The organism is Streptomyces sp. NPDC104831, assembly GCF_055583025.1.
The window spans coordinates 62,097-75,690 of sequence record NZ_JBVJOT010000035.1; the positions used below are offsets into that span (position 1 = coordinate 62,097).

The window sequence follows — 13,594 nt, forward strand, 5'->3', positions numbered from 1 at the left end:
CAACTGGTCAGTCAAGACTCAATCCTCGGTAACTCGGCGCCCCCGTGGCTCCGGGTGCGATCAAACAGGTGCCGTCCCGACGGGACGTCGTTGAGGGTGGCGGTCGGGTGACGGGTGGGAGCTTCTATAGTGACCCAAGCGGGGGGCGAATAATTCCGCGGAGAGGACGATCATGAGTACCGCGAGCACGCGGCTGCCCGAGGGCCGCTACGGCCGCGCCTCGGACGAGCGCGCCGACCGCAAGCTCAGGATCGCCGCCGTGGTGCTGGGCGCGGCGCTGCTCGCCCTGGTCGGCTTCTTCGCCTACCACTATGTGGCGCGGAACGAGATCAGCGCCCAGGTCATCGCCTTCCACGCCTCCGAGGACGCGGTCGAGGTCCATCTGGAGGTGCACAAGGACGCCGGTGCGTCCGGCTACTGCACCGTGCGGTCACAGTCGAAGGAGGCCGCCGAGGTGGGCCGGGCCGACTTCCGCTTCTCCGGACCGGCCACGCGCGTCGACAAGGTCGTCACACTCCGTACGACCGCCCGGGGGACGACGGCCGAGCTGCTGGGCTGCCACGCCGACTGACGCCGGCCCGGCGGGCGACCCGCGGACACTCCCCGGCCTCACCCGGAATACGTAGGCACTGACCTGCGTTGATGAGATTTACACGGCTTATGTCCTCCCCCTTTCGCCCACGAATTGTTAGGCTCGTGGTTTCGCCCATCCATGAGGGAACATTCTTCTGGGTAGGGCGATGCTTTGTATTCCCAGTACCGACGAGGAGCACCCTGTGACCCAGACCAGCGAGAACGTCACCTGGCTGACCCAGGAGGCGTACAACAAGCTCAAGGACGAGCTTGAGTACCTTACTGGTCCTGCGCGCACGGAGATCGCCGCCAAGATCGCGGCTGCGCGTGAGGAGGGCGACCTGCGCGAGAACGGCGGGTACCACGCGGCCAAGGAGGAGCAGGGCAAGCAGGAGCTGCGCGTGCGCCAGCTGACCCAGCTCCTCGAGAACGCGAAGGTCGGCGAGGCGCCGGCCGCGAACGGTGCCGTCGCGCCCGGCATGGTCGTCACGATCGCCTTCGACGGTGACGAGGACGACACGCTGACGTTCCTGCTCGCCTCCCGCGAGTACGCGAGCTCCGACATCGAGACGTACTCGCCGCAGTCCCCGCTGGGTTCCGGCGTCATCGGCCACAAGGTCGGCGAGGACGCGGAGTACGAGCTGCCGAACGGCAAGAAGGCGTCCGTACGGATCCTGAAGGCCGAGCCCTACAACGGCTGACCCGGGCCACCGGCCCCGGCCCCCGGCCGCCCTTCGGGGCGGCCGGGGGCTTTGTCATGTCCGGGATTTCCGGCGGCCCGGTACGGCCCGCCGGCCGGGTCAGGCGGTGGCGGAGCGGTACTTGCGCACCGCGAGGGTGCGGAAGACGACGATGATCAGGACCGAGTAGATCAGCGAGGCCCAGACGGGGTGTTCCATCGGCCAGGCGCCGGAGGTGGACCGCCCGGGGTTGGCGAACAGCACACGGGCCGCCTGCACGGTGGCGCTGAACGGGTTCCACTCGGCTATGTGACGCAGCCAGGGCGTCATGTTGGCCGTGTCCACGAACGCGTTGGAGATGAAGGTGACCGGGAAGAGCCAGACCAGCCCGCCGGAGGTGGCCGCCTCCGGGGTGCGCACGGTCAGGCCGATCAGCGCGCCGATCCAGGTGAACGCGTAGCCGAGCAGGAGCAGCAGGCCGAACCCGGCGAGGACGCGGCCGGCGTCCGTGGAGCCGTCGGAGCCGGTCCGCCAGCCGACCAGCAGCGCGACGATCGCGAGGACGAGCACGGTGAGCGCCGTCTGCACCAGGTCGGCGAGGGTGCGGCCGGTCAGCACCGCGCCGCGCGCCATGGGCAGCGAGCGGAAGCGGTCGATGAGCCCCTTGTGCATGTCGTCGGCGATGCCGGCGCCGGAGCCCGCGGTGGCGAAGGTGACGGTCTGCGCGAAGATGCCGGCCATCAGGAAGTTCTTGTAGTCGAGCGCGCTGGTGCTGGCGCCGATCTTCATGGAGCCGCCGAACACGTAGGTGAACAGCACCACGAACATGATCGGCTGTATCAGCCCGAAGATCAGCATTTCGGGAATCCTGGACATGCGGATCAGGTTCCGCCGGGCGACGATCAGCGAGTCCCGGACGGACCGGCCGACGGCGTTGCCGGGTGCGGCGGCGGTCCCCGCCTCGGTGGCGGCGCTCATTTCACGGCCTCCTTGCCGTTCCGCTCGTTCCGTTCGCCCTGCCGGCCCGGGTCCCCGGCCTCGGCCGCGTGACCCGTCAGGGACAGGAAGACGTCGTCGAGGGTGGGGCGGCGCAGCCCGATGTCGGCTATCCCGATCCCCCGGGTGTCCAGTTCGCGGATGATCTCGGCGAGCAGCTTGGCGCCGCCGGTGACGGGCACCGTGAGCCTGCGGGTGTGCTCCTCGACCGCGGCCTCGCCCTTGCCGAAGCCGCGCAGCACCTCGGCGGCGTCCGTGATCCGGGTCCGGTCCTGCACCACGACCTCGACGCGCTCGCCGCCGGTGCGCGCCTTGAGCTGGTCGGAGGTGCCCTGGGCGATGACCCGGCCGTGGTCGACGACCGCGATGTCATGGGCCAGGTGGTCGGCCTCCTCCAGATACTGCGTGGTGAGCAGCAGCGTCGTGCCCCCGGAGACCAGTTGCCTGATGACCTCCCACAGCTGCTGGCGGTTGCGCGGGTCGAGGCCCGTGGTCGGCTCGTCCATGAACATCACCGGCGGGGAGACCACGAGGGCGGCGGCGAGGTCCAGCCGGCGGCGCATGCCTCCGGAGTAGGTCTTGGCGGTGCGGTCGGCGGCGTCCGCGAGGTGGAACTGCTCCAGCAGCTCCGCCGCCCGGGCCTTGGCCGCCTTCGCCCGCATCTGGTACAGCTGTCCGACCATCTGGAGGTTCTCCCGGCCGGTCAGGTACTCGTCGACCGCGGCGAACTGGCCGGACAGGCCGATGGAGCGGCGCACGGTGTCGGGGTGGCGCAGGACGTCCACGCCCGCGACGACCGCCTTGCCGCTGTCGGGGCGCAACAGGGTCGTCAGGCAGCGGACGGCCGTCGTCTTGCCGGCGCCGTTCGGCCCGAGCAGGCCGAGGACCGTGCCCTCGGGCACGTCCAGGTCGACGCCGTCCAGTGCCCTTACGTCGCCGAAGGTCTTCACCAGGCCTTCGGCATAGATGGCCCCTGGCATGTCTGTCTCCACGTCGTCGGGGATTTCGGGACGGGCTCTTCGCAAAAGTTAGGCGTGTTCGCCCGGCCGCGCCCCCCTTTTCCCGATAGGCGCGGGTCACCGCCCGCACGGGTACGGACAGGCAGCCCGGCGACCACACGAGATACGGTAACGCGATATATCGCGTCTCTCAAGAGACCTCACCCGATCGGGTGGTCGGCCTCGGGAGGTCAGGCGACGGGGCCGGGCGGGGAGTGTCAGGCGATGACCGTGTAGCCGGCGTCCCGCAGGGCCCGGCCGACCTCCGCGCAGTGCGCCGGTCCCCCGGTCTCCAGGTGCAGCTCCACCTCCGCCTCCGTGAGCCCGAGGCGGGGGTCGGTGCGGACGTGGCTCACGTCGAGGACGTTGGCGTCGGCCGCCGACAGCACCCCGAGGAGCGTGGCGAGCGCGCCCGGCCGGTCCGTCAGCCGCAGCCGCACGGCCAGGTAGCGTCCTTGCGCGGCCATGCCGTGCCGCAGCACGCGCTGCATCAGCACCGGATCGACGTTGCCGCCGGAGAGCACCGCGACCACCGGCCCCTCGAAGCCGTCCGGCGCGGCCAGCAGCGCGGCGACCGGGCTAGCCCCGGCCGGCTCCACGACCAGCTTGGCCCGCTCCAGACAGTGCAGCAGCGCCGCCGACAACTGGTCCTCGCCGACCGTGCGCACCTCGTCCACCAGCTCGCCGACGATGCCGAACGGCACGACGCCGGGCCGTCCCACCCTTATGCCGTCGGCCATCGTCACCGGGTTGGCCAGCGACAGCGGGCGTCCGGCGGCCAGCGAGGGCGGGTAGCAGGCGGCGCCCTCCGCCTGGACACCGACGATCCGGACGTCCGGCCGCAGCGCCTTCACCGCCACCGCGATCCCGGCCGCGAGCCCGCCGCCGCCCATGCCGACGACGATCGTGCGCACCTGGGGGCACTGCTCCAGGATCTCCAGGCCGACCGTGCCCTGACCGGCGATCACGTCCGGGTGGTCGAAGGGGTGGATGAACACCGCGCCGGTGCGGGCGGCGTACTCCTCGGCGGCGGCCAGCGTCTCGTCGACCACCTGGCCGTGCAGGCGCACCTCGGCGCCGTAGTCCCGGGTCGCGCTGACCTTCGGCAGCGGCGCCCCCTGCGGCATGAACACCGTGGCGTGCACACCCAGCAGCGAGGAGGCCAGCGCCACGCCCTGCGCGTGGTTGCCCGCGCTCGCGGCCACCACGCCGGCGGCCCGCTCCTCGGGCAGCAGCCCCGCGATCCGCACATAGGCGCCGCGCAGCTTGAACGAACCGGTCCGCTGGAGGTTCTCGCACTTGAGGTGCACCGGCGCGCCGACCAGCCGGGACAGGTACCGGCTGCCCTCCAGCGCGGTCACCCGGGCCACGCCCGACAACATCTTCCGGGCGCCGCGCACGTCGTCGAGGGTGACGGAGCGCAAGGAGTCGGCCGTGCGGTGGTTCATGCCACCAGCATCGCAGTTCACGTTTGCGCACGACGGGTGTGACCAAGCTGCGAGACCGGTTCGCCCAGCCCCGGTACGGCCCGGCCCCGGGCCGCGTACCCTGTCCCCCAACCCAGCAGCCCTCATGAAGTGAGCCTCCGGCCATGCCCACAACACCAGGAATGTCGATGGACATGACGACCGTCGGTGACACCGGTCTTCTCGAATCCCTCCAGCACGAGGTGGCGGTGTTCGCCCGCCGTGCCGAGCAGACGCGGCTCGGCGGCGTAGGCCAGGTGCGCAACTCCATGGACCGTGCCGCGTACCTGCTGCTCAACCGCCTCGACAAGGAAGGCCCGATGGGGGTCAAGGCGCTCGCGGCGAGCATGGGCATCGACTCCTCCACGGTCACCCGGCAGGTGGCCCCGCTGGTCGACACCGGCCTGGTCAAGCGCACCTCGCACCCGGAGGACGGGCGGGCGGTGGTGCTCCAGCTGTCGCCGCGCGGCGCCGTCCGGCTGGAGGAGGTGCGCTCGTCCCGGCGTCAGCTCATGGCCGAGCTGACACACGACTGGGCGCCGGAGGAGCGCGAGCAGTTCTGCACGCTCCTGACCCGCTTCAACCACGCGCTCTCCGCGCGGATGGCCGTGCAGGGCGTCGGGCCGGCGGAGCAGCCGCCGGGCTCCTAGCCGCGCCCGCACCGGAGGGATCCCACGTCTTGACCCCCGGGCCGCCCCTGGCTTGATATGAGACGGGTCCGGACAGGACCCCGTCAGGGGAGGCGCGGTGCGTGATCGGCAACCGGCTCGCGATGAGCGCCGGGCCCGGGAGTTCGAGGCGTTCGTCGCGGGCGCGGCGGGGCGCCTGCTGCACGCGGCCACGCTGCTCACCGCGGAGGCGCCGGACGCCAATCCGCGCGCGCGGCGCCTGCTGACGCTCGCGCTCGCCCACACCTACGCCCGCTGGGACCGGCTGCGCGGCGAGGATCCGTACGACCGCGCGCGCGAGTACCTCGTCGCCCGCTTCGCCCGTACCGCCTGGCACCGCGGCGGCTTCGGTCGCGCGCGCCCCGGTCCGCGCGGCCCGCTCGCCGGGCTCACCCCGCGCGAGCGGCTGGTGCTGGTGCTGCGGGTGCACGAGGGTGTGGCCGAGGAACGGGCGGCGGCGCTGCTCGGCCTGCCGAGCGAGCGCGTCCGCACCCTCTGCGACCGCGCGACGGCCACCGTGCTGCACCCGGCCCGGCCGGCGCCGGCGGGCCGGGCCGTCACGAAGGCGGCCCCGTCATGACCCGCGCCCACGGCAGGCCCGCCGGGGCGGGCGTCCTTCCCCACGGTGGGAGGGGAACGGTGACCAGGGCGCGGCGCCCGGCCGCGCGCGCGTGCCCGGTCCCCGCGAGGCCCGCGGAGGGCGCCGTACCTCCGTCGCCCCCGCCCGGCCGGTGCCGGAGGCCGCGGTGAGGCGCGGGGAGCGGGAGGCCGCCGTGCGGGCGGTGCTCGGGCGGGCCGTGGTGCCGGTGCCGCCGGAGCTGTACCCGGAGGCGGTCCGCCGCGGGGACCGGCTGCTGCGGCGGCGCCGGCTGGCGCGCCGGGTGCTGTGGCTGCTGGCGTGCGCGGCGGTCCTCGCGTTCGCCGTGTGGGCGGCCGAGGCCCGGCCGTGGGCGGAGCCGCCCTCGCGGACGACTCCCCCGGTCACCGTCTGGTGAGCCCGTCCCGGCCGGCGGGGTCCCGGGTGCCTAGCCGAGGGCCTGCTTGAGGTCCTCCAGCAGGTCCTCGACGTTCTCGATGCCGACGGACAGGCGCACCAGGTCGGCCGGAACCTCCAGCTGGGAGCCGGCCACGGAGGCGTGCGTCATCCGGCCGGGGTGCTCGATCAGGGACTCGACCCCGCCGAGGGACTCGCCGAGGGTGAACACCTCGGTACGGCCGCACACCCGGAGCGCGGCCTCCTCGCCGCCCGCGACGCGGAACGACACCATGCCGCCGAACGACTTCATCTGCTTGGCGGCGACCTCGTGGCCGGGGTGGTCGGGCAGGCCCGGGTAGTACACCTGGGTCACGCGCGGGTGCCGGGTCAGCATGTCGGCGATCCTCGTGGCGTTCTCGCCGTGCCGGTCCATGCGCACCGCGAGGGTCTTGGTGCCGCGCAGCACCAGCCAGGAGTCGAAGGGGCCGGCGACGGCGCCCATCGCGTTCTGGTGGTAGGCCAGCTCCTCGCCCAGCGCCTGGTCGGCCACGACCAGCGCGCCGCCGACGACGTCCGAGTGGCCGCCCATGTACTTGGTGAGCGAGTACACGACGACGTCGGCGCCGAGCGCCAGCGGCTGCTGGAGGTAGGGGGTGGCGAAGGTGTTGTCGACGACGAGCCTTGCGCCCGCGTCGTGGGCGACCTGGGCCACGGCGGCGATGTCGGTGATGCCGAGCAGCGGGTTGGAGGGGGTCTCCACCCAGACGGCCTTCGTCTTCGGGGTGATCGCGGCCCGCACGGCGGCCGGGTCGGCGGTGTCGGCGACGGACCACTCCACGCCCCAGCGGGTCGCCACCTTGGCGAAGAGCCGGAACGTGCCGCCGTAGGCGTCGTCCGGGATCACCACGTGGTCGCCGGGGCCGAGGAGCGTACGCAGCAGCGTGTCCTCGGCCGCCAGGCCCGACGCGAAGGCGAGGCCGCGGCGGCCGCCGTCGAGCGCCGCGAGGTTCTCCTCCAGCGCGGTCCGGGTCGGGTTGGCGCTGCGGCTGTACTCGTAGCCGCCGCGCAGCCCGCCGACGCCGTCCTGCTTGTAGGTGGACACCTGGTAGATCGGCGGGACGACCGCGCCGGTGAGGGGGTCCGCGGTGTTGCCCGCATGGATCGCGAGGGTCTCGAAGTGGTCGCTGATGTGCCTGTCGCTCATGTGCATCGAGCGTAATGCGCCCGGCCGGTTCTTGACGCCCGGCAAGAGTCTTCGTCCCCTTCTGCAACATTGCCGTCATGCTCTGACCGGGAGTTTTCCACAGGAGGGCGGCGGGGTTCGCCAATTGTCGGCGGGGTCTGGTTCGCTTGAGGCATGGCGATTCTCTGGCTGCTGATGGCGCTGCTCATGCTGAGCCTCGTCCTGCTCCCGGTTCTGCGGCGCGGGCGCGGCGGGATCCAGCGGGTCCCGGCGGGACACCCGGACGCCGCCGACCCGGCGGCCTACGGCTTCCGGCGCGAGGAGGAGCTGGACGTGCGCCTGCCCGGCCCGGACCAGGACCTGCTGCAGACCCTGGACCTGGTCCAGCGCACCCAGGACTACCGGGCCGCCGACCAGCTGCTGGCCGGCACCGAGGCCCGGGGCGAGCTGCGCTGGCAGCGGGTGCAGGCCTTCGCCGGCGCCGCCGCGCTGGAGCTCCAGCGGCGGCCCGGCGGGGTGCACGAGACGCCGGGCGGCCAGTGGCTGCGGGTGTGGCGGGCGGAGAAGCCCAAGGACGCGGGCGGCGCCGCCGTGCACGCGGAGTTCCTGGTGCAGCAGGCGTGGCGCACGTCGACGCCGGGCACGGACGAGTTCCGGATCATCATGGAGGAGGCCCGCAATGCCTGCGCGGAGGCCGCCCTGCTGGCCCCCGGCGATCCGGTGCCGTACGTCATAGAGCTGTCCATCGGGCGCGGCCTGGCCTATCCGCCCGCCGAGTTCGAGCGGCTGTGGGCCAAGATCCTCGACCGTGCGCCCTATCACATGGGCGCGCACCTGGCCGCGCTGCACTACTGGTGCGAGAAGTGGCACGGCTCGCGTGAGCAGGCGTACTCCTTCGCCGAGAACGCGGCGGCCCGCGCCCCGGAGGGCTCGCTGCTCGCCGCGCTGCCGCTGTTCGCGGTGTTCGAGCACCTTCCCGAGGTGAACCTCGTCGCGAGCTTCTACCAGAGCGAGGTCGTCACCAAGGCGATCCACGGCGCGCTGCACGCGGTGCACGCCGCGGGCCCCGACGACCCGACGCTCCCGCACGTCCGGCACCTGCTGATCTTCTTCCTGGTGCGGGCCGAACGCTGGGCCGAGGCCATGGACCAGCTCCTCCACGTCGACGGGCACGTGGGCGCCCTGCCGTGGACCCTGGCCGACGACCCGGCCGCCGCGTTCGCCCTCCACCGCGCGCTGGCGGTGGCCGGTTACGAGTCCAACGGCGGCAGCCCGGCGGGCCTGCCGGGCTGACCGGGCCCACCCTTATGTGTCCCTCACATTGCCCTTCTGACCTGCGGTAGGGCATACTCCGCTTCCCCCCACACCGCTTCACCCGCACCGACCGGCCACCGGTCCGGTGCAGCCGTCATGTCCTTTTCCGCCGCTTCGTCATGTCCTGTTTCCGGGGTCCTGTGGGGGGATCTGCCCGATGGGCGCACTGCTGCGCGCGCTGCGCGCTCTCGTTCTGCTGCTCGGCTTCCATCTGCTGAGCCTCGTCCTGCTCGCCGCGCTGGCCGGCCTCGACGTCCTGGTCTTCACCTGGGGACACGGACCGCTCACGGCGAAGGTCGGCTTCGTCACGGTGGTGCTGGCCGTCCCCATCGTCCGCGGCATGCTGATGCTGCGCACCCCGAAGGGCGAGGATCCGCCCGGCCTCCCGGTCACCGACGCCGCCGAACCCCGGCTGTGGGCGCTGGTCCGGGAGCTGGCCGCGGTGGCCGGCACCCGCGCCCCCGACCGGATCCTGCTCACCGGCGAGGTCAACGCGTCCGTCAGCGAACAGCCGCGGCTGCTCGGTCTGCTCCCCGGCCCGCGGCACCTCACGCTCGGCGTGCCGCTCCTCATCGGTCTGACCGAGGCCCAGCTGCGCTCGGTGCTCGCCCACGAGTTCGGGCACTTCACCGGCGGTGACACCCGGCTGTCCGCGCTCGTGGTGCGCGGGCGGGTGCAGATCGGCCGGGTCATCGGGCAGTTCCACGCCAAGGCGGACGACAAGGTGGCCGCCGACCGGGCCCGCCAGGAACGGGCGTCCGCCAAACGGGTCGCCAAGGGCAAGAAGGCCAAGGAGATCGACACCACCGGCGTCGGGGCGACGTACCGGACGATGGCCCGCGTCTACACCGCCTACGGCAAGCTCTACCTGCGCGCCTCCCTGGCCACCGCGCGCGGCCAGGAGTACGCCGCCGACCTGACCGCCGCCCGGATCGCCGGCCGGGACGCGACCGCGTCGGCGCTGCGCGCGATACCGGCGCTGACCGCCTCCCACGACTTCTACCTGGACTCCTACGCCACGCTGGGCCTGCCCGCCCGCCTGCTGCCGCCGCGCGGCGAGTTCTTCGGCGGCTTCGGCCGGCTGCTGTCCGCCCGGGGGCCGGAGCCGGCGGGGCCGCGCGCGGAGCTGGCCGAGGTGCCGGCGGGGCCGTACGACTCCCACCCGCCGACCGCCGACCGCGTGCGCCGGATCGAGGCGCTGCCCGCCGACGGGCGCACCGACGAGGGCACGGGAGCCGCGCTGGCACTGCTGGCCGACCCGGCGCGCACCCTGGCCGCCCTGGAGGACGCCGTCCTCCTCGACGAACTGCTCGCCTACCCGCGCGCCGCGGACTGGGCGGAGCTGCTGGACGCCGCCATGGCCGAGGGCCTCTCCTCCGCGCGGACCCCGCTGCACCGGGCGCTGACCGCGTACACCGGCCGGCCGGCGACGCTGGCCGCGCTGCTGGACGTCATCGACGACGGCCGGCTGTGGCGGCTGGCGGAGCGGCTGCCGCTGTCGCAGGAGGCGGCGGCCGCGAAGGGGCGGGCGTTCCGCGAGTTCGTACGGCCCGCGCTGTACCGCTCGCTGCGCACGATGGTGCTGGCCGAGTTCGGCTCCCGTTCGCTGCTGCGCTGGGAGTTCTCCTGGACCGGCCCGGCGTCCCCACGGCTGCCCGACTGGGGCATGGGCCCGGAGGGCGACACCCCCGAGGCCGTGCTGGACGCGGCCCTGGAGGCCGCGGTCGCCGACCACCCCGACACCGACCGGCTGCGCGCGCTGCTGCCACCGGTGGTCCAAGCCGCCTGACCCACCGCCCGCACCACCACGGCCGGAACGCCTGCCCGCCCGCACCACCGGGAGCCGGACGCCCGACCCCGCCCGCACCACCGAAACGAACGGAACACCGCATGACCGTCCTCCTCTGGATCCTCGGCATCCTGGCCGTCCCCACGGCGATCTTCCTGGGGTGGCTGCTCTGGGTGTTCCTGAGGGAACTCTTCTCGCCGAGCCCCGACGACGACGCGGACACCGACGCCGGCACCGAGGCCGCGCAGGAGGCCGAGGCCGCCGGGAAGCTCGGCCTGCTGCCCCCCGAGCGGCAGAACACCGACCTCGCCGCCCCGCTGCCGGCCCAGTGGACGGCCGCCCTGGCGGCCGTGCGCGGCGGTGACTGGCGGCCGGCCGCCGACCTGCTCGCGGCGGTCGGCCGGGACTGGGAGCGCCGCTCGGCGCTCGCCTACCTGCTGGCCGACCGCGCGGCCGAGGAGGACGCGTGGCTGCTGGCCTGGGAGGCGGTCCGGCCCGACGACCCGGACGCGGCCGTGGTCCGCGCGCGCAGCACGGTGATCCTGGCCTGGAAGATCCGGGGCGGGAAGAAGGCGAAGTACACGACCCAGGAGCAGTTCGACGGCTTCCGCCGCACGCTGACCGCCGCCCGTGAGGACGTCGCGCGGGCGGCGGCGCTGAACCCCGACGACCCGACCCCGCTCGTCGCGGAGATCTGGGTGGCGCTGGGCCTCGGCTATCCGAACGCGCGGATGGACGACCTGTGGGCGGAGGTCACGAGCCGCGCCCCGCACCACTACGAGGCGCACTTCTCGGCGCTTCAGTACTGGTGCGCGAAGTGGCGGGGCTCGGAGCGGCTGGCCCGGGAGTTCGCCGAGCGGGCGGCGGCCGGGGCGCCGCTGGGCAGCCTGCTGACCGCGCTGCCGCTGATCGCGCACTTCGAGCACGACGAGTCGGACGACACCGAGGCCGACAACACGCCCGAGATGCGGGCCCGGGTGGAGGCGGCGCTCGCGGACGCGGCGGCGGCCGACCCGTCCCACCCGCGGCTGCCGGAACTGCGCCACCTGCTGGCGTACTACCTGCACCTCCAGGACCGCAACGAGGCGGCGCTGGAGCAGTTCAAGCTGGTCGACGGGCATGTGAACGCGCTGCCGTGGCGCTACCGCGGCGACATGGCCGAGTACTACTGCCGGGTCCGGAACACGGCGGTCCGGCTGGTGGAGGAGACGGCCGCGGCGCGGGTCTGACCGGAATGCCCGGGGGTGTGCGGGGTGTTGTACGGGGTGCCGGCGCGCCGCCGAGGCGGCCGGCGCCCGACCCCGACCGACAGGGAGACCCGATGCTGTTCGGCCGCACGCCCCAGCTGCCCACCCCCGAGCAGGCGCTCAAGGGCCGTCCCGCGCCCGCCTACGCGGTCCCGGAACGCCACACCGTCCTCGGCACCCCGCTGCTGGGTCCCTACCCCGAGGGCCTGGAGACCGCCGACTTCGGCCTGGGCTGCTTCTGGGGCGCCGAGCGCAAGTTCTGGCAGCTACCGGCGGGCGTGTACACGACCCTGGTCGGCTACCAGGGCGGTTACACCGAGCACCCGACGTACGAGGAGGTCTGCTCGGGCCTGACCGGCCACACGGAGGCGGTCCGGGTGGTCTACGACCCGCGGCAGGTCTCCTACGACAGCCTGCTGAAGACCTTCTGGGAGTCGCACGACCCGACGCAGGGCTTCCGGCAGGGCAACGACGTGGGCACGCAGTACCGCTCGGCGATCTACACGCACACCCCGGAGCAGGCCGCGGCGGCACAGGCCTCCCGCGACGCCTACCAGAAGGTCCTGACCTCCTCCGGCTACGGCACGATCACCACGGAGATCCTCCCGGCCGAGGGCCGCACCTTCTACCCGGCCGAGGCGTACCACCAGCAGTACCTGGACAAGAACCCGGCGGGCTACTGCGGCCTCGGCGGCACGGGCCTGTCCTGCCCGGTCGGCGTGGCCCGGGCAGGCGGCTGAGCCTCCCGGCACGGCGCTCCTTCCGCGCGCCCCCTCGCCCAGGGTGAGGGGGGCGCGTCGTGCCCGGGCCACCGGGGTAAACGAGGCGACGCCGGTGGCCCGTGCCCCGTAGATTCGCCCCTTGTGCCACAGGGAGCGAAGGGGAGGGCATGGGCAGTCGTACGTTCCTGATCGGGGGCGGCTGGGACCGCGCCGAGGTGTACGAACCGTTTCTGCGGGAGGTGCGCGGCGAACGGCGGATCGGGTGTCTGATCCTGGACGAGGGGGACGGGGCGGCGCAGTTCGAGCGGTACGCGGCGGCGCTGCGGCAGGCCGGTCCCCCGTGCGTGCCGGTGCCGCTTCCGGTGCCGCTCGGCGGCCGGTTCGCGCCGGAGGCCGCGCTGGACGGGATCGACGGGCTGCTGGTGTGCGGGGGGCTCACGCCCGCGTATCAGGACGCGCTCGCGGAGTGCCTGGAGCGGCTGCCGGCGCTGCTGGCCGCGCGCGGGCTGCCGTACGCGGGCTTCTCCGCCGGCGCCGCCGTCGCCGCGCGGCGGGCCGTGGTCGGCGGGTGGCTGGTGGACGGCGTCCCGGTGTGCCCGGAGGAGACCGGCGAGGACCTGGCGGAGGTCGAGGTCCGGGCGGGGCTCGGGCTGGTGCCGTTCGCGGTGGACGTGCACGCCGCCCAGTGGGGGACGCTGCCCCGGCTGGTCGCGGCGGTCGGGCGGCGGGAGGTTCCGTACGGGGTCGCCGTGGACGAGAACACGCTGCTCGCGGTGGGTGACGGGGAGGCCCGGGTGTCCGGTGCCGGGCGGGTGCACGTGGTGCGGCCCGCGCCGGAGGGGGGCGTGCTGGTGCGGGCGTACGGCGCCGGGGAGCGCTTCGGCCTGGAGTAGGAGCGCTCCGGGGCCCGCGGCCGGCAGACGACGCGCCGCGGGCCGTAGCCCGGCAGGACCACGGCCCGGCGGGACTACGGCCCGGCAGG

14 protein-coding genes are annotated in these 13,594 nt (G+C 73.8%); 10 read left to right on the forward strand and 4 right to left on the reverse strand.

Going from position 1 to position 13,594, the window contains the following annotated elements:
- Positions 1–172 precede the first annotated feature (172 nt).
- The gene (locus ACZ63H_RS23510) at positions 173–571 is read left to right on the forward strand and encodes a DUF4307 domain-containing protein (protein WP_469867991.1); all 399 of its coding nucleotides are present in this window, start codon (positions 173–175) and stop codon (positions 569–571) included.
- 205 nt (positions 572–776) lie between these two features.
- Positions 777–1,274 carry a transcription elongation factor GreA gene (gene greA / locus ACZ63H_RS23515; protein ID WP_469867993.1) on the forward strand — a complete coding sequence of 166 codons (498 nt, stop codon included), beginning with the start codon at positions 777–779 and terminating at the stop codon, positions 1,272–1,274.
- Positions 1,275–1,373: 99 nt separating this feature from the next.
- Here the strand turns inward: greA and ACZ63H_RS23520 are convergent, their stop codons facing one another.
- From ACZ63H_RS23520 to ilvA, 3 genes are all read right to left on the reverse strand, one after another.
- Positions 1,374–2,231 carry an ABC transporter permease gene (locus tag ACZ63H_RS23520; RefSeq protein WP_469867995.1) on the reverse strand — a complete coding sequence of 286 codons (858 nt, stop codon included), beginning with the start codon at positions 2,229–2,231 and terminating at the stop codon, positions 1,374–1,376.
- Entirely contained in the window at positions 2,228–3,229 is a 1,002-nt protein-coding gene (locus ACZ63H_RS23525; RefSeq protein WP_469867997.1) for an ATP-binding cassette domain-containing protein, read from the reverse strand. Before ACZ63H_RS23525 ends, ACZ63H_RS23520 begins: the two co-directional genes overlap by 4 nt.
- A 236-nt stretch (positions 3,230–3,465) precedes the next feature.
- Positions 3,466–4,695: a threonine ammonia-lyase gene (gene ilvA / locus ACZ63H_RS23530; protein WP_469867999.1), complete on the reverse strand. Its 1,230-nt coding sequence runs from the start codon at positions 4,693–4,695 to the stop codon at positions 3,466–3,468.
- Between the two features lie 161 nt (positions 4,696–4,856).
- Here ilvA and ACZ63H_RS23535 point away from each other — a divergent pair, with 161 nt between their 5' ends.
- The 3 genes from ACZ63H_RS23535 (at position 4,857) to ACZ63H_RS23545 (ending at position 6,376) form a co-directional block, all read left to right on the forward strand.
- On the forward strand, positions 4,857–5,363 hold the full coding sequence (locus tag ACZ63H_RS23535; RefSeq protein ID WP_469868061.1) for a MarR family winged helix-turn-helix transcriptional regulator: 507 nt from the start codon (positions 4,857–4,859) through the stop codon (positions 5,361–5,363).
- Positions 5,364–5,460: 97 nt separating this feature from the next.
- Positions 5,461–5,961 carry a sigma factor-like helix-turn-helix DNA-binding protein gene (locus ACZ63H_RS23540; RefSeq protein ID WP_469868001.1) on the forward strand — a complete coding sequence of 167 codons (501 nt, stop codon included), beginning with the start codon at positions 5,461–5,463 and terminating at the stop codon, positions 5,959–5,961.
- 166 nt (positions 5,962–6,127) lie between these two features.
- On the forward strand, positions 6,128–6,376 hold the full coding sequence (locus tag ACZ63H_RS23545) for a hypothetical protein (protein ID WP_469868003.1): 249 nt from the start codon (positions 6,128–6,130) through the stop codon (positions 6,374–6,376).
- Between the two features lie 30 nt (positions 6,377–6,406).
- On the opposite strand, the gene ACZ63H_RS23550 is transcribed toward ACZ63H_RS23545, so the two are convergent.
- Complete coding sequence (locus tag ACZ63H_RS23550; RefSeq protein WP_469868005.1) at positions 6,407–7,561, reverse strand: cystathionine gamma-synthase; 1,155 nt, start codon at positions 7,559–7,561, stop codon at positions 6,407–6,409.
- A gap of 153 nt (positions 7,562–7,714) precedes the next feature.
- Between ACZ63H_RS23550 and ACZ63H_RS23555 the strand changes: the two genes are divergently transcribed.
- The 5 genes from ACZ63H_RS23555 (at position 7,715) to ACZ63H_RS23575 (ending at position 13,505) form a co-directional block, all read left to right on the forward strand.
- Positions 7,715–8,833, forward strand: a complete 1,119-nt coding sequence (locus ACZ63H_RS23555; RefSeq protein ID WP_469868007.1) for a hypothetical protein — start codon at positions 7,715–7,717, stop codon at positions 8,831–8,833.
- Between the two features lie 178 nt (positions 8,834–9,011).
- A complete protein-coding gene (locus tag ACZ63H_RS23560; protein WP_469868009.1) occupies positions 9,012–10,643 on the forward strand; it encodes a M48 family metalloprotease in 1,632 nt (543 codons plus the stop codon).
- A 101-nt stretch (positions 10,644–10,744) separates the two neighbouring features.
- Positions 10,745–11,872 (forward strand): hypothetical protein, encoded by a 1,128-nt coding sequence (locus ACZ63H_RS23565; protein ID WP_469868011.1) that lies wholly within the window; start codon positions 10,745–10,747, stop codon positions 11,870–11,872.
- 92 nt (positions 11,873–11,964) lie between these two features.
- Complete coding sequence (msrA, locus tag ACZ63H_RS23570) at positions 11,965–12,630, forward strand: peptide-methionine (S)-S-oxide reductase MsrA (protein WP_469868013.1); 666 nt, start codon at positions 11,965–11,967, stop codon at positions 12,628–12,630.
- A gap of 149 nt (positions 12,631–12,779) precedes the next feature.
- Positions 12,780–13,505, forward strand: a complete 726-nt coding sequence (locus ACZ63H_RS23575) for a type 1 glutamine amidotransferase family protein (protein WP_469868015.1) — start codon at positions 12,780–12,782, stop codon at positions 13,503–13,505.
- Positions 13,506–13,594 lie beyond the last annotated feature (89 nt).